Genomic DNA, 16,899 nt, shown 5'->3' with positions numbered 1-16,899 from the left:
ATGCGCATACGCGCACTGGTCGCCATCGTTGGGCTGCTGCTGACAACGGTGACCGTTGAGGCTCTGGCCGTCACTCAAGTCAAGAGCGTGCGCCTGTGGCGCGCGCCAGACAACACGCGGCTGGTCTTCGACCTGTCTGGCCCCGTGCAGCACAGCGTCTTCACCTTGAGCGCGCCTGATCGCCTGGTTATCGACATCAATGGCGCGACACTGGCCGCGCCATTGAACGTGGCCACCTCCAACACGCCGATCACTAGCGTGCGTTCGGCTCAGCGCACCCCGACCGACCTGCGGGTGGTGGTCGACCTGAAAAAGTCGGTCACCCCGAAAAGCTTCACGCTGGCGCCGAACGCCCAGTACGGCAATCGCCTGGTGGTCGACCTGTACGACCAGGAAGCCGATGCCATTGCGGCCAGCGCGCCACCGCCGGCACCGGCGCCGGTACAGACGCCGGCGACCACACCAGCGGTGCCGGTATCCCCGGCCCAGCCCGCCATCAAGTTGCCGCCGGTACCTAGCGGCAAGCGTGAAATCGTGGTGGCCATCGATGCCGGCCACGGTGGCGAAGACCCGGGTGCGTCCGGTTCGCGCGGCCAGCATGAAAAAGACATCGTGCTGCAGATTGCCAAAGAGCTTCAGCGCCAGATCAACAGCGAAAGGGGCTTCCGTGCCGAACTGACCCGTACGGGCGACTATTTCATTCCGCTGCGCAAACGCACCGAAATCGCCCGCAAGAAGGGTGCCGACCTGTTCATCTCGATCCACGCCGACGCCGCGCCGTCGCGGGCTGCATTTGGTGCTTCGGTGTTCGCCTTGTCTGACCGCGGCGCCACCTCCGAGACCGCGCGCTGGCTGGCAGACACGGAAAACCGTTCCGACCTGATCGGCGGTGCCGGCAACGTCAGCCTCGATGACAAGGACCGCATGCTGGCCGGCGTGCTGCTGGACCTGTCGATGACCGCCACGCTCAGCTCCAGCCTCAACGTGGGGCAGAAGGTGCTGGGCAACATGGGCCGTGTCACCTCGCTGCACAAGCAGCGTGTGGAGCAGGCTGGCTTCATGGTGCTGAAGTCGCCGGATATCCCGTCGATCCTCGTTGAAACCGGGTTCATCTCGAATAACAACGAAGCTGCCAAGCTGGCCACCGCCAGCCATCAGCAGGCCTTGGCCCGTTCGATTCATACCGGTGTGCGTCAGTACTTCCAGCAGAACCCGCCGCCGGGTACCTATATCGCCTGGCTGCGTGATACCGGCAAGATTGCCGCCGGCCCGCGTGAGCACACGGTGCGCCCTGGCGAAACCCTGGCGATGCTCGCCGTGCGCTACCAGGTCAGCGTGGCCAGCCTGCGCAGCACCAACAGCCTCAAGACGGATGAACTGAAGGTCGGCCAGCGCCTCGACATCCCTGCTACCACATTGGCCGCGCAATGAGTGGCGGTTCGCGCATCCAGCTGCTCAGCCCGCGGCTGGCCAACCAGATTGCCGCCGGCGAGGTAGTCGAGCGGCCCGCCTCCGTCGCCAAGGAGCTGTTGGAAAACAGCCTGGACTCCGGCGCCCGACGCATCGACGTGGACGTCGAGCAGGGCGGCGTCAAGTTGCTCAAGGTACGGGACGATGGCAGTGGTATTTCTGCTGACGACCTGCCGCTGGCCTTGGCCCGCCACGCCACCAGCAAGATTCGTGAGCTTGAAGACCTTGAAGGGGTATTGAGCCTGGGTTTCCGTGGCGAGGCCCTGGCATCGATCAGCTCGGTGGCGCGCCTGACCCTGACTTCGCGTACCGCCAGTGCCAGCGAGGCCTGGCAGGTCGAAACCGAAGGCCGTGACATGACCCCGCGCGTGCAGCCGGCGGCGCACCCGGTGGGTACTTCGGTAGAAGTCCGCGACCTGTTCTTCAATACCCCGGCGCGGCGCAAATTCCTGAAGGCCGAGAGAACCGAATTCGATCACCTGCAGGAAGTCATCCGCCGGCTGGCGCTGGCGCGTTTCGACGTCGGCTTCCACCTGCGCCACAACGGCAAGAGCATCCTCAGCCTGCACGAGGCCCATGACGAAACTGCCCGGGCGCGGCGGGTGGGCGCCATCTGCGGCCCGGGCTTCATGGAGCAGGCGCTGCCGATCGACGTCGAGCGTAACGGCCTGCGCCTGTGGGGCTGGGTCGGCCTGCCGACCTTCTCGCGCAGCCAGGCAGACCTGCAGTACTTCTTTGTCAATGGCCGTGCGGTGCGCGACAAGCTGGTCGCCCACGCTGTGCGCCAGGCTTACCGTGACGTGCTGTTCAATGGCCGGCACCCGACATTCGTGCTGTTCCTGGAGCTGGAGCCCAACGGCGTTGACGTCAATGTGCACCCGACCAAGCACGAAGTGCGCTTCCGCGAGGGGCGCTCGGTGCACGATTTCCTGTATGGCACGCTGCACCGCGCGCTGGCTGATGTGCGCCCGGAAGACCACTTGGCCGCGCCTGCCGCAGTACCTGAGATGGTCCGCCCTACTGGCCAGCAGGCTGGTGAATTCGGCCCGCAGGGCGAAATGCGCCTGGCCTCGCCAGTGCTTGAACGGCCCCAGGCGCCGCAGCATACGATTTCCAATGGCGGCAGTGGCGCCGGTTACCAGTATCAATACACCCCGCGCCCCTCGCAGCCCGTGCCGGCCGCGGAGGCGCAGGCGGTGTATCGCGAGTTCTACAAACCGCTGGAAGACGGAGCGGCACCGGTAACCACGCTGCCCGAAAGCCAGGGTGACATTCCCCCGTTGGGCTACGCACTGGCGCAGCTCAAGGGTATCTACATCCTGGCCGAGAACGCCGTTGGCCTGGTGCTTGTGGACATGCACGCTGCCCACGAGCGCATCATGTACGAGCGCCTCAAGGTGGCCATGGCCAGCGAAGGCCTTAGCGGCCAGCCGCTGCTGGTGCCCGAAACCCTGGCCCTGAGCCAGCGTGAAGCTGATTGCGCCGAAGAGCATGCGCAGTGGTTCCAACGCCTGGGCTTCGAACTGCAGCGCCTGGGCCCCGAGACCTTGGCGATTCGCCAGATTCCGGCCTTGCTCAAGCAGGCCGAGGCCAACCGCCTGGTTCAGGATGTGCTCGCCGACCTGATGGAGTACGGCACCAGCGACCGTATCCAGGCCCACCTCAATGAACTGCTCGGCACCATGGCCTGCCACGGCGCCGTGCGTGCCAACCGGCGCCTGGCGATCCCCGAAATGAATGCCCTGCTGCGCGACATGGAAAACACCGAACGCAGTGGCCAGTGCAACCATGGCCGTCCCACCTGGACCCAGATGGGCCTGGACGATCTGGACAAACTTTTCCTGCGCGGTCGATGAAATGAGCGGCAAGCCCCCTGCAATATTCCTGATGGGCCCGACGGCGGCCGGCAAGACCGACCTGGCCATCGAGCTGACCAAAGTGCTGCCGTGCGAGCTGATAAGCGTCGACTCGGCGCTGGTCTATCGCGGCATGGACATCGGTTCGGCCAAGCCGTCAAAAGAAATTCTGGCCGCCCACCCGCACCGCCTGATCGACATCCGTGACCCGGCCGAGAGCTATTCGGCCGCGCAATTTCGCGCCGATGCTCTGGAGGCCATGGCCGACATCACCGCGCGCGGGAAGATCCCGCTGCTGGTGGGCGGCACCATGCTCTATTACAAGGCGTTGATCGATGGCCTGGCCGACATGCCGGCAGCTGACGCTGCGGTGCGAGCCGACCTGGAAGCCCAGGCCCAGGCGTTGGGGCTGGCCGAACTGCACCGCCAGTTGGCCGAGATCGACCCTGAATCGGCGGCGCGCATCCACCCCAACGACCCGCAGCGGTTAATTCGCGCGCTGGAGGTGTACCGGGTGAGCGGCGAGAGCATGACGGCTCATCGCCAGCGTCAATTCGCGGAAAGTCGCGGCGCAGACGCAGGCGCTGGCGGACATTTGCCCTATACTGTCGCGAGTTTGGCGATTGCTCCTACAGATCGTCACATTTTGCATCAGCGAATTGCGTTACGATTTTCGCAGATGTTGGAACAGGGCTTCGTTGACGAGGTCCGATCGCTGCGAGCCAGAAGTGACTTGCACGCCGGGCTGCCGTCTATACGGGCTGTGGGTTATCGGCAGGTCTGGGATTACCTGGACGGCACGCTGACTGAGAATGAGATGCGAGAACGCGGTATCATCGCTACCCGGCAGCTGGCCAAGCGGCAGTTCACCTGGTTGCGTGGCTGGCCTGATGTGCACTGGCTTGACAGCATGGCCTGCGACAATCTGTCCCGCATCTTGAAATACCTTGGGGCCATCTCCATATTGAGCTGAGTCCCTGCTGATTGCCGTCTATTCTTGCGAAGGGGCGGCCTAATTTATCGATTTTCTTGATTTTCTATTATTTATCCTTACAGGAGTGCGGCATATGTCAAAAGGGCATTCGCTACAAGACCCTTACTTGAACACCTTGAGAAAAGAAAAGGTTCCGGTATCCATCTACCTGGTCAACGGCATCAAACTGCAGGGCTCGATCGAATCGTTCGACCAGTTCGTTGTACTGCTGAAGAACACCGTCAGCCAAATGGTCTACAAACACGCCATTTCGACTGTGGTACCTGCCCGTCCGGTTCGCCTGCCAAGCCCGTCCGATTCCGACCTCGGCGACAGCGAGCCAGGCAACGCCTGATAGGAGCCTGCATTGTTCTTTGAGCGCCACGGTGGTGGTGAACGGGCGTTGCTCGTTCACTTGGAAGGTCAGAACCCTGAGGCGCGCGAAGATCCGCAGGAGTTTCGGGAGCTGGCACTGTCGGCCGGGGCGGACATCGTCTCGCTGGTGACCGTGACACGGCATCAGCCAACGGCTAAATACCTGATTGGCAGCGGCAAGGTCGAGGAATTGCACGACCTGGTCCATGCCGAACAGGTAGACCTTGTGATTTTCAATCACACCCTTACGCCCAGTCAGGAGCGCAACCTTGAACGTGTGTTCGAGTGCCGTGTGCTCGATCGTACCGGGCTGATCCTCGATATTTTCGCCCAACGGGCGCGTACCCATGAAGGCAAGCTGCAGGTCGAACTGGCCCAGCTTGATCACATGAGCACGCGGCTGGTGCGCGGCTGGACCCACCTTGAGCGACAAAAAGGCGGTATTGGCCTGCGTGGCCCGGGTGAAACCCAGCTCGAAACCGACCGCCGCCTGTTGCGGGTGCGCATTCGCCAGATCAAGTCACGACTGGAGAAGGTACGCAGCCAGCGTGAGCAGGCGCGTCGCGGGCGCAAGCGCGCGGATATCCCTTCTGTGTCGCTGGTGGGTTACACCAACGCCGGCAAGTCCACGCTGTTCAACGCGCTCACCGAATCCGAGGTGTACGCCGCGGACCAGCTGTTCGCCACCCTCGACCCGACCCTGCGCCGGCTCGAGCTCAACGACCTGGGGCCGATCGTGCTGGCTGACACCGTGGGCTTCATTCGTCACCTGCCGCACAAGCTGGTCGAGGCATTTCGGGCTACGCTCGAAGAGTCGAGCAACTCCGACCTGCTGCTGCACGTGATCGACGCCCATGAGCCAGAGCGCATGGAACAGATCGAGCAGGTGCTGGCCGTGTTGGGCGAGATTGGCGCTGAAGGCTTGCCCATCCTCGAGGTGTATAACAAACTCGACCTGCTCGAAGATGTCGAGCCGCAGATCCAGCGCAATGCCGATGGCAAGCCGGAACGGGTCTGGGTATCGGCACGCGATGGGCGTGGTCTGGAGCTGGTTGGCCAGGCGATTGCCGAGTTGCTGGGGGATGATCTGTTTGTCGGTACCCTGTGCCTGGAGCAGCATTTTGCACGCTTGCGCGCGCAATTCTTTGCTCTGGGTGCCGTGCAGAGTGAAGAGCATGATGAAGAAGGGCGCAGCCTGCTAAGCGTGCGACTGCCCAGGGTCGAATTGAATCGCCTGGTCAGCCGCGAAGGCATGGAGCCGCAAGTGTTTGTCGAGCAACACACTTTGCAATAAATGCTCGTCGAGGTCGCCGGGCAGCAGTGACAGGCATTCTGTAGCATTGGACGGCGCGCCGTGGGCGCGTCTTTGCTTTATCAGATGGAGAGCGCTATGGCTTGGAACGAGCCGGGTGGCAACTCGAACAATCAGGATCCCTGGGGCGGCCGCCGTGGTGGCGGTGGCGGTGGTGGTGACAAGAAAGGTCCGCCGGATCTGGACGAGGCCTTCCGCAAACTGCAGGACAGCCTGAACGGCATGTTCGGCGGTAACAAGAAACGTGGCGGCGGTGACCGCAATGTCGGCAAGGGCGGTGGCCTGGGCCTGCTGGGCATCGGCCTGGCGGTACTGGCTGCCATCTGGCTGTACAGTGCCGTGTACGTGGTCGACGAGCAGGAGCAGGCTGTGGTGCTGCGCTTCGGCAAGTACCATGAGACGGTCGGTCCCGGCCTGAACATCTACTTCCCGCCGATTGATCGCAAGTACATGGAAAACGTCACGCGTGAGCGTGCCTATACCAAACAGGGCCAGATGCTGACCGAAGACGAGAACATCGTCGAGGTGCCGCTGACCGTCCAGTACAAGATCAGCAACCTGCAGGACTTCGTGCTTAACGTCGACCAGCCTGAGGTAAGCCTGCAGCACGCGACCGACAGTGCCCTGCGCCACGTGGTGGGTTCCACCTCGATGGACCAGGTACTGACCGAAGGCCGTGAGCAGATGGCCGTGGATATCCGCGAACGCCTGCAGCGCTTCCTCGACAACTACCGTACCGGTATCACCGTTACCCAGGTCAACGTACAGAGCGCGGCAGCCCCGCGTGAAGTGCAGGAAGCCTTCGACGACGTGATCCGTGCCCGCGAAGACGAGCAGCGTGCCCGCAACCAGGCCGAGTCCTACGCCAATGGCGTGGTGCCGGAAGCCCGTGGTCAGGCCCAGCGCATCATCGAGGACGCCAACGGTTATCGCGACGAAGTCATCGCCCGGGCCAAGGGTGAGGCCGACCGCTTCACCAAGCTGGTCACCGAGTACCACAAGGCACCTGACGTGACCCGTCAGCGTCTGTACCTGGAGACCATGCAAGAGGTCTACAGCAATTCGAGCAAGGTCATGGTGGCGACCAAGGACGGGCAGAACAACCTGCTCTACCTGCCACTGGACAAGATGGTCGAAGGCAGCCGCAACCCGTCCACGCCAACCACCAGCGTGTCGCCATCGGTCAACGATGCGGCCGCCCGTGCGGCGCAGGACCTGCAACAGCAACAGCAGCCGCTGCGTACTAGGGAGAGCCGCTGATGAGCAATAGATCGCTGATCGCCCTGATCGCCGCCGTCGTTCTGGCCATCGTGGCCTGGAACAGCTTCTATATCGTGTCCCAGACAGAGCGTGCGGTACTGCTGCGCTTCGGTAAGGTGGTCCAGGCAGATGTCCAGCCAGGCCTGCACGTGAAGATTCCGTACGTGAACCAGGTGCGCAAGTTCGACGCCCGCCTCATGACCCTCGACGCCCCGACCCAGCGGTTCCTGACCCTGGAGAAGAAAGCGGTGATGGTCGACGCCTACGCCAAGTGGCGCGTCAAGGATGCCGAGCGCTTCTACACCGCCACGTCCGGCATGAAGCAGATCGCCGACGAGCGTCTGTCGCGTCGTCTGGAAAGCGGCCTGCGCGACCAGTTCGGTAAACGTACCCTGCACGAGGTGGTTTCCGGTGAACGTGACGCACTGATGGCTGACATCACTGCATCGCTGAACCGCATGGCCAACAAGGAGCTGGGCATCGAGGTGGTCGACGTGCGCGTCAAGGCCATCGACCTGCCGAAGGAAGTCAACCGCAGTGTGTTCGACCGTATGAGCACCGAGCGTGAGCGTGAAGCTCGCGAGCACCGTGCCAAGGGTAACGAGCTGGCTGAAGGTATTCGTGCCGATGCTGACCGCCAGCGCCGTGTGCTGCTGGCCGAGGCCTACCGCGAAGCAGAAGAAACCCGTGGTGACGGCGACGCCCAGGCGGCTGCCATCTATGCCAAGGCCTACAGCCAGGACGCTGATTTCTATGCGTTCCACCGTAGCCTGCAGGCATACCGCGAGAGCTTCTCGAGCAAAAGCGACGTGCTGGTTCTGGACCCGAAGAACGAGTTCTTCCGTTACCTGGACAAGAGCAGGCCGTGATGCTCAGGCCCTGATTTTCATGCAGGGGCGCCCCGCCGGGCAGCTAAAACACCAGGCGGGGTGCATCCTGAATGAAAAGGGGTGTATGATGAGGCAGCCGGGAAATTTCCCGGCTTTTTTGCGTCTGAAAGGTTGATTGGCAAAGCGCCAGTTGACGGTTTGGTCAGCTCGCAAGGCAATTCGAGGGTATCGGGTACGGTGGCTGCGCTGGGATCAGTGCTGCCCGCTGCTGTGCGTGATACCGGCTTTACTGACGGCTCGCCTGCTGGCAAGCCGCCCGGACCAGAGGGGAAAAGGCGTAATGGCAACGGTAGACCGCTGGCTGCTGCCAGATGGCATCGAGGAAGTACTGCCACCTGAGGCTGCGCGCATCGAGATCGCGCGCCGTCAGGTGTTGGACCTGTTCCAGAGTTGGGGCTACGAGCTGGTCGTCACCCCGCATATCGAGTACCTGGAGTCGCTGCTCACCGGCGCCGGCCAGGACCTGGATCAGCGCACCTTCAAGGTAGTGGACCCGCAGTCCGGCCGCCTGATGGGCTTCCGCGCCGACTTCACCCCGCAGGTGGCGCGCATCGACGCCCACACCCTGCGCCGTGAAGGCCCGAGCCGCCTGTGCTACGCCGGCAGCGTGCTGCACGCCCAGCCGCGTGCACTGTCCACCTCGCGCAGCCCGATCCAGCTGGGCGCCGAGCTGTATGGCGATGCCAGCCCGACCAGCGACGTGGAAGTCATCAGCCTGATGCTGGCCACGCTGCAACTGGCCGATGTGCCGGACGTACACATGGACCTGGGCCACGTCGGTATCTACCGCGGCCTGGCCCGTGCTGCCGGCCTGTCCGGTGCGGTCGAGCAACAGCTGTTCGACGCCCTGCAGCGCAAGGCCGTCGATGAAGTGCAGGCACTGACCGCCGACCTGCCGAAGGACTTGGGCAACATGCTGCGCGCACTGGTCGAACTGTGCGGTGGCCGTGAAGTGCTGGCCGAAGCCCGGGTGCGTCTGGGTCGTGCTCCGGCCGGCGTGCTGGCAGCGCTGGACGACCTGCTGTCGATCGCCGATCGCCTGACGTCGCGCTTCCCGGACCTGCCGCTGTACTTCGACCTCGGCGAGCTGCGCGGCTACAACTATCACACCGGCGTGGTGTTCGCCGTGTTCGTACCGGGCGAGGGTCAATCGATCGCCCAGGGCGGGCGCTACGACGACATCGGCGCCGACTTTGGCCGGGCACGTCCGGCCACCGGTTTCTCCACGGATTTGAAGACCCTGGTCACACTGGGGCGAGCGGAGGTCGTATTGCCAACGGGCGGCATCTGGATGCCGGACAGTGGCGACGCGGCCCTCTGGCAGCAAGTCTGCCAGTTGCGCAACGAGGGCCAGCGTGTGGTCCAGGCCCTGCCTGGCCAGCCGTTGAGTGCTGCTCTCGAGGCGGATTGTGATCGGCAATTGATTCAGCAAGACGGGCGCTGGCAGGTTCTGCCGCTGGCCCAGTGAGTTTCTGCGTCGGCAACAGGCCGGCAACCAAGTTTGCGTGAATGAGGACCAATGTAATGGGTAAGAATGTCGTCGTCCTGGGCACCCAGTGGGGTGATGAGGGCAAAGGCAAGATCGTCGATCTGCTGACCGAACATGCTGCCGCCGTAGTGCGCTACCAGGGTGGCCACAACGCGGGTCACACCCTGGTGATCAACGGTGAAAAGACCGTTCTGCACCTGATTCCGTCCGGCATCCTGCGTGAAGGCGTACAGTGCCTGATCGGCAACGGCGTGGTCGTTGCCCCGGACGCCCTGATGCGCGAAATCACCAAGCTGGAAGAAAAAGGCGTACCGGTGCGCGAGCGCCTGCGCATTTCCCCGGCTGCGCCGCTGATCCTGTCGTACCACGTGGCGCTGGACCAGGCCCGCGAAAAAGCCCGTGGCGAAGCCAAGATCGGCACCACCGGCCGTGGTATCGGCCCAGCCTACGAAGACAAGGTCGCGCGCCGCGGCCTGCGTGTGGGCGACCTGTTCCACCGCGAGCGTTTCGCTGCCAAGCTGGGTGAGCTGCTGGACTACCACAACTTCCAGCTGGTGAACTACTACAAAGAGCCGGCCATCGACTTCCAGCAAACCCTGGACGAGTGCATGGCCTACGCTGAACAGCTCAAGCCGATGATGCTCGACGTCACCGCCGAGCTGCACAACCTGCGTCGCGCCGGCAAGGACATCATGTTCGAAGGTGCCCAGGGCTCGCTGCTGGACATCGACCACGGTACCTACCCGTACGTCACCAGCTCCAACACCACTGCTGGCGGTATCTCCACCGGTTCCGGCGTTGGCCCGATGTACCTGGACTACATCCTGGGCATCACCAAGGCCTACACCACTCGCGTGGGTTCCGGTCCGTTCCCGACCGAACTGTTCGACGAGACCGGCGCTACCCTGGCCAAGCGTGGCCACGAGTTCGGCTCCACCACTGGCCGTGCCCGTCGTTGCGGCTGGTTCGATGCCGTCATCCTGCGTCGCGCCATCGACGTCAACAGCATTTCGGGCATCTGCCTGACCAAGCTGGACGTGCTGGACGGCCTGGAAACCATCAACATCTGCGTTGGCTACAAGAACGAGAACGGTGCTGTCATCGACGCGCCTTCCGATGCCGACAGCTACATCGGCCTGGAGCCGGTGTACGAAGAGATGCCAGGCTGGAGCGAGTCGACCCTGGGTGCAAAAACCCTGGAAGAGCTGCCGCAAGCTGCGCGTGACTACATCAAGCGCATCGAAGAGCTGGTCGGCGCGCCGATCGACATCATCTCGACCGGCCCGGACCGCAACGAGACCATCGTGCTGCGTCACCCGTTCGCCTGATCCGCCCTCCAGGCTGATCTGACGCCGTGGCCCTGAAAAGGGCCGCGGCGTTTTCATTTGTGGGGTACACCAGTACCGGCCAATCCACCTTGCTGAACCATGGCGTTTATCCCTGCTGCCTTCGGCACAACCCTTGCTGTAAGAAGTTTCTGAAGATGCCATCAAAATAGTGGCGCCAGAAAACACGAGGGTTACACCGTGTCTGCCATCCTCTCACTGTTACGAAGCCGCCTTTTGCGGCCTGTGTTTGTTGCCCTTGGTATCGCTCTTTTGGTGCAGGTGCTGGTTGCCGTTGCGCTCACCCGAAGCACGGTCACCGCCCTGGAGGCCGACCTTGGCGAACGCCTGGGTAACGACAGCCGCCAGCTGGCCAATGACCTGGAGCAAGCCGGGCAAGATGTGCGCTCGGGCCTCGACGGCCTGTCCAGCAGCACCCGCCAGCGCCTGAGCGCCGGGTTGTCGGAGCGCCTGCAAAGCGAACAGCAGCAACTGCGCAGCACCCTGGAAAAGAACCTGAAGGACTCCGCCAACGACATGGCCGAGCTGCTGGCTTCGGTTGCCCCGCGGGCGATCTGGGACAACGATGTGCCGGTGCTCTCCGACTTTGCCCGGCGTGCCCAGCGCAATCCCAATGTGCTGTTCGTGGTGTACGACGATGCCCAGGGCCAGCACCTGACCCGTTACCTGAACCGGCAAAACCCGATCAACCAGGCTTTGATGGACAAGGGCCAGGGCGAGCGTGCGCTGGACAAGGTGATCGATGCCGCCCGACGCGACCCGGCGGTGTACTTTGTCGAAGCTTCGATCAATCCCAATGGCGCAGAAATCGGCAAGGTGGTGATGGGGGTTTCCACGGCGGGCATCGACCAGGAGCTCAAGGCCCTGGACCAGCGCTTCGCGGCGCTGATTGCCAGCGGTGAGCAACTGGTTGGCGACAGCCTGGTGGGTGCCGCAGCCGACAGCGGCAAAACCCTGCGTGAGCGCCTGGAGAAGGCGCAAGGCAGTGCTGCAGCGATGCAGGCCAATACCGCACAGACTGTGCGCGATGCCGCTGCCGAACTGCGCTGGCGCATTGGCCTGGGCCTGGTGCTGGTCGGCCTGGGTGTGCTGCTGGTGGTGGCCGTGGTGCTCGGCCGCCGAGTGCTGAGCAAGCTGCGCCTGCTGATTGCTGCCCTGGACGACCTGGCGGCGGGCGAAGGCGACCTGACCAAGCGCGTGCCGCTCGACAGCCGCGACGAAATTGGCGACATGGCTTCGGCGGTGAACCGCTTTGTCGACAAGCTGCAACCGATCGTACGTGAGGCGGGCGAGGTGGCGCAGCGTACCGGTGTCGAGATTGGCGCGATGGCCCAGCGCAATGCCGGCGCTGATGCGGCTGCGGCACTGCAACGTGATGAAGTGGCAGCCAGCCTGCGCGACCTTTCGAGCATGGCCGACGAAGCTCAGGCCGAAAGCCACGCGATGCAGGCGGCCTTGAAACAGGTGGTGGATATCCGCCAGGCCACCGACGAAAACAGCCGCACCTCGACCCAGCTCGCGGGGTTGATCGAGAACCTGGCAGGCCAGGTAGAGACCGGCTCACAGGTGATCGAGCGTCTGGCCAAGCAGAGTGAGCAGATCGAAGTGGTGTTGACGGTGATCCACGGCATTGCCGAGCAGACCAACCTGCTGGCGCTGAACGCGGCCATCGAAGCCGCCCGGGCAGGTGAGACCGGGCGCGGGTTTGCCGTGGTGGCCGATGAGGTGCGAGCGCTGGCGAGCAAGACGCAGAGCTCCACGGGGGATATCCAGTCGCACATCGCGGCGCTGCAGAAGGGCGCCAAGGAAGCCGTGGCGACCATCAGCCAGGCCGGGCTCAAGGCCAGCGAAGGGCTGCTGGTACTGCGTGATAACGAGCGCCGGCAGCAGTCGGTGCAGGCGGCGGTGGAGCAGGTGCATGCGGCCATTGGGCTAGCCACCCGCGCAGCTGAGCAGCAAGCGAGCGGGGCGCAGGCCGTGCGGGGGCGGGTGGAGACTATCCATGCCCAGGCTGAGCGCTCGGCCGAAGTGGTGATGCAGACCACGGCCAGCAGCAAGGTGCTGGATGACCTCGCCGCGCAGCTACGGGCAAGCCTTGGCCAATTCCGCGCCTGACGCGGTCCCTGTAGGAGCGGCCTTGCGTCGCGATGGGCCGCTCCTACAGTGGGAGGTGTTGCTATGATGGCGGCGACACATGGCAAAGGGAGTTGTTCATGTCCGCCCAACTGGTCGCCGCTCCGGCTGAACTGGATTTTCTTCATAGCGATGGCATTTGCGTCACCGCACCAATGACCGCCATCCAGGCCTACTGCGCCATGACCTCGGACGTTCCGGGCTGGCTGGCCATGGCCTTTCGCCTGCGCGACTTCATCTCGCGCCGGTTCAACGTTGCCACTATCCACGGTTTTTCATCGCGCAGCCCTGAGCGGGTTCCGGCAGTGGGTGAGCTACTGGATTTCTTTACCGTCGAGGGAATCAGCGACCAGCAACTGGTCCTGACGTCGCGTGACACGCACCTGGCGGTGATGGTGAGCATGGATCTGGATGAAGCAGAGCAGGGCCGGCAACGCTTGAATGTGACCACCTCGGTGCAGTGCTCCAATCGTTTCGGCCGCCTCTACATGCTGCCCGTCGGCAAGGCTCATGGGCCAATCGTTCGCCGGATGCTGCGTAACATCTGATGGCCTCATCGCCGGCAAGCCAGCTCCCACAGGTACTGCACAGGCCTTGCGGGCGGCGCGGTACCTGTGGGAGCTGGCTTGCCGGATGAAGGCGACGCGGGTCAAGCTTTGTTCAGGTACATCCGCGTCGTCAGCAGATAAACCGGCAACCCCGACACTACGATCAGCAATGCCGCATAAGGCGCCGCTGCCGCGAACTCGACGTTGGCTGTATGCGCCCACACCTCGGTGGCCAGTGTGGTCATGCCCGTGGGGCTGAGCAGTAGCGTGGCAGTCAGTTCCTTCATGGCATCCAGGAACACCAGCGCAAAAGCCGCCGCCATGGCCGGGAAGATGATCGGCAGGGTCACCCGGCAGAACGCGGTAAAGCTGCTCGCGCCCAGGGTGCGTGCAGCTTCCTCAAGCGTTGGCGAGGCCTTGTTCAGCGCGGTGCGCACCGGCGACTGGGCCAGCGGCAGGAACAGCAGCGCATAAGCCAGCAGCAGCAGTGCCGTGGTCTGGTACAGCGCCGGCACGTAGTGCAGAGCGAAGAACACCAACGTCAGGGCAATCACCAGGCCGGGCAGGGCGTGCAGGAGGTAGGGCAGACGCTCAGCCCAAATCGCCAGGCGACCCTTGTAGCGCACCACCAAGAAGCTGATCGGCAGGGCCAGCAGCACGCAGAAGCCAGCACCGCCAAGCGACACCGACAACGAAGTGAACAGTGCCTTGGAGATGGCCGCGACCGGGAACGCTGCTGACGACCCCACGCTCAGCCAGTAGCCGAGCATGGCCAGCGGAATACCGCTGCCCAGCACCGCCAGGCCCACGCAAAACAGCTGTGCCAGCACCGCCCAGCCACGCAGCCGCACCGGTTGCGCACGCCGCGCTACGCCCTGGCCGATGCGCACATGGCGGGCTTTGCCGCGTACGCGCAGTTCCAGCCACAGCATCACCAGGCACATCGCCAGCAACACGGCAGACAGCATGGCCGCGTTGGCGTTGCTGAACTCCAGTTCGAACTGTTGGTAGATGGCGGTGGTGAAGGTTTGCAGGCCGAGGATCGACAAGGCGCCGAACTCCACCAGCATGTGCAGGGCAATCAGCAGCGCGCCGCCGAGCATCGACGGCCACAGCAGCGGCAGGGTGACCTTGCTGAACACGCCCCAGCGGCTGCAACCGAGGGTGCGCGCCGACTCCTCCAGCGAGGTGTCGAGGTTGCGCAGGGTTGCGGCAACGGGCAGGAACACCAACGGGTATTTGGACAGGGCCATGACCATGATCGCCCCGCCGAGGCCTTCGAAGTCCGAACTCAACGATACCCAGGTGAAGCTGCTGACGAACGACGGCACTGCGAACGGCAGGCATAGCACCACGCCCCACAGCCGGCGGCCGGCCAGGTTGCTGCGCTCCAGCAGCCAGGCCAGCGCCAGGCCCACCACCATGCAGGTCAGCGTCACCCCGACCATCAGCAACAGGGTGTTGCGCATCAGCCCCCAGACAAAGGGACGCCACAGCAGGTGCAAGGCCTCGCGCCAGCCGGCTTCCCAGGCTTTGATGGCGACATAGGCCAGTGGCAGCAGGCTCATCGCCACCAGGAACAGCACAGGTAGCACCACCCAGATGGAGGGGCGCTTGCGGCGCGGTACGAAGCGCACCGGCGCCGGTGCGGACAGGGCGGCAGTCATCAGAGCAGACCGACCTCGCGTTCAAGCTCGATGGCTTCTTCGGCGTTACCCAGGTCGGCCGGCGAGATCTTCGGCGGGCGCAGCTCATCGAACGGCTTCAGGCCACGGTCAGAAACCATGCCCTTGTGCAGCGGGTACTCGGCGGTGGTCTGGGTGATCACGCGCTGGCCTTCTTCGCTGGCCATCCAGTTGAGCAGGGCCTGGGCTTCTTTCGGGTGCTTGCTGGCCTTGACCACGGCCGCGCCGGAGATGGTGACCAGGTTGCCGGCATCGCCGTCGGCCAGGTAGTAGAGTTTGGTGTCCAGCTTGCCGCGTTCGCGTTCAAGCGCGTACCAGTAGTAGTTGTTCACCAGTACCGCAGCCACTTCGCCTTTTTCCACGGCTTTGAGGGCGACCATGTTGTTGGTGTAGGTCTTGCCGAAGGCTTTCAGGCCGGTCAGCCATTCTTCGGTGGCTTCTCGACCGTGCATTTTCAGGATGGCCACGGCCTGCTCCTGGAACGCACCACTGGTGGGTACATAGCCGACGCGGCCTTCCCACTCGGGGTTGGCGAAGTCCATCACCGTGGTTGGCAGGTCTTTTTCGTCGACCTTTTTCGGGTTGTACACCACGATGCGGGTACGGGCCGTGATGCCCATCCAGGTGCCGTTGGCGCCAACGTACTCCTTGGGCACCATGTTCGAGGTGGCGTCGTCGATCTTCGCCAGCAGGCCCAGCTCGCCCAGGTTGTTCAGGGGCGGGGACTCTTCGGTGTAGATGATGTCGGCCGGCGACCGGTCGCCTTCTTCGATGATCTGGCTGGCCAGCTGGTTGCTGCTGCCCTTGCGAATGTCGATGTGAATACCGGTCTTGGCCTCGTAGGCCTTGGCGATGGCTTCGCCGATTTCCTTGTGCTGACCGTTGTACATGGTCAGGGTGACCGGTGCGTCTGCCATGGCGGCCGGAGCGCCGATGACCAGGCTCAGCACGGCGGCGGCCAAGGTGCGCATCAGCGGTTGCGGGCGGATCGTCATGCGGGTACTTCCTCGCTTACGGCTACATATTTGGAAACAATGGTAAACGAAATTGTTTCTCAAGTGGCCGTATGACGAGAAATTCATGGGCAGACCATGGTGTAGGCACTGGGAGCGCGCGGGAAGGGCGGGGGCAAAAAACGCAGGCAAGAAAAAACCCACTAGCAAGCTAGTGGGTTTTTGTATGGTGCCCAGGAGAAGACTCGAACTTCCACGACCTTGCGGTCACTGATACCTGAAACCAGCGCGTCTACCAATTCCGCCACCTGGGCAAAGCTTTACATCATCTGTAGAAGGCGACTATCGTTCGCTTTCACACAGTAGTAACAGATCCTTGGTCATCTGTTACTTGAAAATATTTGGTGCCCAGGAGAAGACTCGAACTTCCACGACCTTGCGGTCACTGATACCTGAAACCAGCGCGTCTACCAATTCCGCCACCTGGGCACACATTCGAGATTAAAAGATGCTTTACAGCGCCGTTCATCTCTACTACAACGTCGGGGTTGTCCGTCGTTGTGGTGCGCACTATACGGACGCTCCCCAAGGCTGTAAACCCCCCAATCA

Annotated in this window: 13 protein-coding genes and 2 tRNA genes; 11 read left to right on the top strand and 4 right to left on the bottom strand. The window is 63.2% G+C overall.

Features of this window, described 5'->3' with window-relative positions; translation table 11 throughout:
- The 11 genes from MRBLPB4O_RS25150 (at window position 1) to MRBLPB4O_RS25100 (ending at window position 13,652) form a co-directional block, all read left to right on the top strand.
- Entirely contained in the window at window positions 1–1,431 is a 1,431-nt protein-coding gene (locus MRBLPB4O_RS25150) for an N-acetylmuramoyl-L-alanine amidase (RefSeq protein ID WP_341796909.1), read from the top strand.
- The gene (mutL, locus tag MRBLPB4O_RS25145; RefSeq protein WP_341796908.1) at window positions 1,428–3,326 is read left to right on the top strand and encodes a DNA mismatch repair endonuclease MutL; all 1,899 of its coding nucleotides are present in this window, start codon (window positions 1,428–1,430) and stop codon (window positions 3,324–3,326) included. The genes MRBLPB4O_RS25150 and mutL overlap by 4 nt, the downstream gene beginning before the upstream one ends.
- Before the next feature lies 1 nt (window position 3,327).
- The gene (gene miaA, locus MRBLPB4O_RS25140; RefSeq protein ID WP_341796907.1) at window positions 3,328–4,299 is read left to right on the top strand and encodes a tRNA (adenosine(37)-N6)-dimethylallyltransferase MiaA; all 972 of its coding nucleotides are present in this window, start codon (window positions 3,328–3,330) and stop codon (window positions 4,297–4,299) included.
- A gap of 94 nt (window positions 4,300–4,393) precedes the next feature.
- Window positions 4,394–4,654 carry an RNA chaperone Hfq gene (gene hfq / locus MRBLPB4O_RS25135; RefSeq protein WP_016489445.1) on the top strand — a complete coding sequence of 87 codons (261 nt, stop codon included), beginning with the start codon at window positions 4,394–4,396 and terminating at the stop codon, window positions 4,652–4,654.
- Window positions 4,655–4,666: 12 nt separating this feature from the next.
- Window positions 4,667–5,968 (top strand): ribosome rescue GTPase HflX, encoded by a 1,302-nt coding sequence (gene hflX / locus MRBLPB4O_RS25130; RefSeq protein ID WP_341796906.1) that lies wholly within the window; start codon window positions 4,667–4,669, stop codon window positions 5,966–5,968.
- Window positions 5,969–6,064: 96 nt separating this feature from the next.
- Window positions 6,065–7,246 (top strand): FtsH protease activity modulator HflK, encoded by a 1,182-nt coding sequence (hflK, locus tag MRBLPB4O_RS25125; RefSeq protein WP_016501881.1) that lies wholly within the window; start codon window positions 6,065–6,067, stop codon window positions 7,244–7,246.
- Window positions 7,246–8,115 carry a protease modulator HflC gene (gene hflC / locus MRBLPB4O_RS25120; RefSeq protein ID WP_197898565.1) on the top strand — a complete coding sequence of 290 codons (870 nt, stop codon included), beginning with the start codon at window positions 7,246–7,248 and terminating at the stop codon, window positions 8,113–8,115. The genes hflK and hflC overlap by 1 nt, the downstream gene beginning before the upstream one ends.
- A 301-nt stretch (window positions 8,116–8,416) precedes the next feature.
- Window positions 8,417–9,604: an ATP phosphoribosyltransferase regulatory subunit gene (locus MRBLPB4O_RS25115; protein WP_258909694.1), complete on the top strand. Its 1,188-nt coding sequence runs from the start codon at window positions 8,417–8,419 to the stop codon at window positions 9,602–9,604.
- A gap of 56 nt (window positions 9,605–9,660) precedes the next feature.
- Window positions 9,661–10,953, top strand: a complete 1,293-nt coding sequence (locus MRBLPB4O_RS25110) for an adenylosuccinate synthase (protein ID WP_016489441.1) — start codon at window positions 9,661–9,663, stop codon at window positions 10,951–10,953.
- A gap of 198 nt (window positions 10,954–11,151) precedes the next feature.
- On the top strand, window positions 11,152–13,086 hold the full coding sequence (locus MRBLPB4O_RS25105; RefSeq protein ID WP_338745405.1) for a methyl-accepting chemotaxis protein: 1,935 nt from the start codon (window positions 11,152–11,154) through the stop codon (window positions 13,084–13,086).
- Between the two features lie 98 nt (window positions 13,087–13,184).
- Window positions 13,185–13,652, top strand: coding sequence for a DUF2867 domain-containing protein (locus tag MRBLPB4O_RS25100; RefSeq protein WP_341796905.1), 468 nt, complete (start codon window positions 13,185–13,187; stop codon window positions 13,650–13,652).
- Between the two features lie 101 nt (window positions 13,653–13,753).
- On the opposite strand, the gene MRBLPB4O_RS25095 is transcribed toward MRBLPB4O_RS25100, so the two are convergent.
- The 4 genes from MRBLPB4O_RS25095 to MRBLPB4O_RS25080 form a co-directional block, all read right to left on the bottom strand.
- A complete protein-coding gene (locus MRBLPB4O_RS25095; RefSeq protein ID WP_016489439.1) occupies window positions 13,754–15,319 on the bottom strand; it encodes an iron ABC transporter permease in 1,566 nt (521 codons plus the stop codon).
- Window positions 15,319–16,332 carry an extracellular solute-binding protein gene (locus MRBLPB4O_RS25090; protein ID WP_016501876.1) on the bottom strand — a complete coding sequence of 338 codons (1,014 nt, stop codon included), beginning with the start codon at window positions 16,330–16,332 and terminating at the stop codon, window positions 15,319–15,321. The genes MRBLPB4O_RS25095 and MRBLPB4O_RS25090 overlap by 1 nt, the downstream gene beginning before the upstream one ends.
- A gap of 185 nt (window positions 16,333–16,517) precedes the next feature.
- Window positions 16,518–16,604: transfer RNA gene (locus tag MRBLPB4O_RS25085), tRNA-Leu, on the bottom strand.
- An 88-nt stretch (window positions 16,605–16,692) separates the two neighbouring features.
- Window positions 16,693–16,779 (bottom strand) — tRNA-Leu (locus MRBLPB4O_RS25080).
- Between the last annotated feature and the right edge of the window lie 120 nt (window positions 16,780–16,899).

This window comes from Pseudomonas sp. LPB4.O, assembly GCF_038383825.1.
Classification (GTDB): Bacteria; Pseudomonadota; Gammaproteobacteria; order Pseudomonadales; family Pseudomonadaceae; genus Aquipseudomonas; species Aquipseudomonas putida.
Note: the sequence above shows the minus strand (reverse complement) of the source record. Positions and strands in the feature narration are given on the sequence as shown.

What these genes read in the sequence shown, in the direction of transcription:
- MRBLPB4O_RS25150 (WP_341796909.1), top strand. Translation starts at nt 1, where the DNA reads ATGCGCATACGCGCACTGGTCGCCATCGTTGGGCTGCTGCTGACAACG.
- mutL (WP_341796908.1), top strand. Translation starts at nt 1,428, where the DNA reads ATGAGTGGCGGTTCGCGCATCCAGCTGCTCAGCCCGCGGCTGGCCAAC.
- miaA (WP_341796907.1), top strand. Translation starts at nt 3,328, where the DNA reads ATGAGCGGCAAGCCCCCTGCAATATTCCTGATGGGCCCGACGGCGGCC.
- hfq (WP_016489445.1), top strand. Translation starts at nt 4,394, where the DNA reads ATGTCAAAAGGGCATTCGCTACAAGACCCTTACTTGAACACCTTGAGA.
- hflK (WP_016501881.1), top strand. Translation starts at nt 6,065, where the DNA reads ATGGCTTGGAACGAGCCGGGTGGCAACTCGAACAATCAGGATCCCTGG.
- hflC (WP_197898565.1), top strand. Translation starts at nt 7,246, where the DNA reads ATGAGCAATAGATCGCTGATCGCCCTGATCGCCGCCGTCGTTCTGGCC.
- MRBLPB4O_RS25115 (WP_258909694.1), top strand. Translation starts at nt 8,417, where the DNA reads ATGGCAACGGTAGACCGCTGGCTGCTGCCAGATGGCATCGAGGAAGTA.
- MRBLPB4O_RS25110 (WP_016489441.1), top strand. Translation starts at nt 9,661, where the DNA reads ATGGGTAAGAATGTCGTCGTCCTGGGCACCCAGTGGGGTGATGAGGGC.
- MRBLPB4O_RS25100 (WP_341796905.1), top strand. Translation starts at nt 13,185, where the DNA reads ATGTCCGCCCAACTGGTCGCCGCTCCGGCTGAACTGGATTTTCTTCAT.
- MRBLPB4O_RS25095 (WP_016489439.1), bottom strand. Translation starts at nt 15,319, where the DNA reads ATGACTGCCGCCCTGTCCGCACCGGCGCCGGTGCGCTTCGTACCGCGC.
- MRBLPB4O_RS25090 (WP_016501876.1), bottom strand. Translation starts at nt 16,332, where the DNA reads ATGACGATCCGCCCGCAACCGCTGATGCGCACCTTGGCCGCCGCCGTG.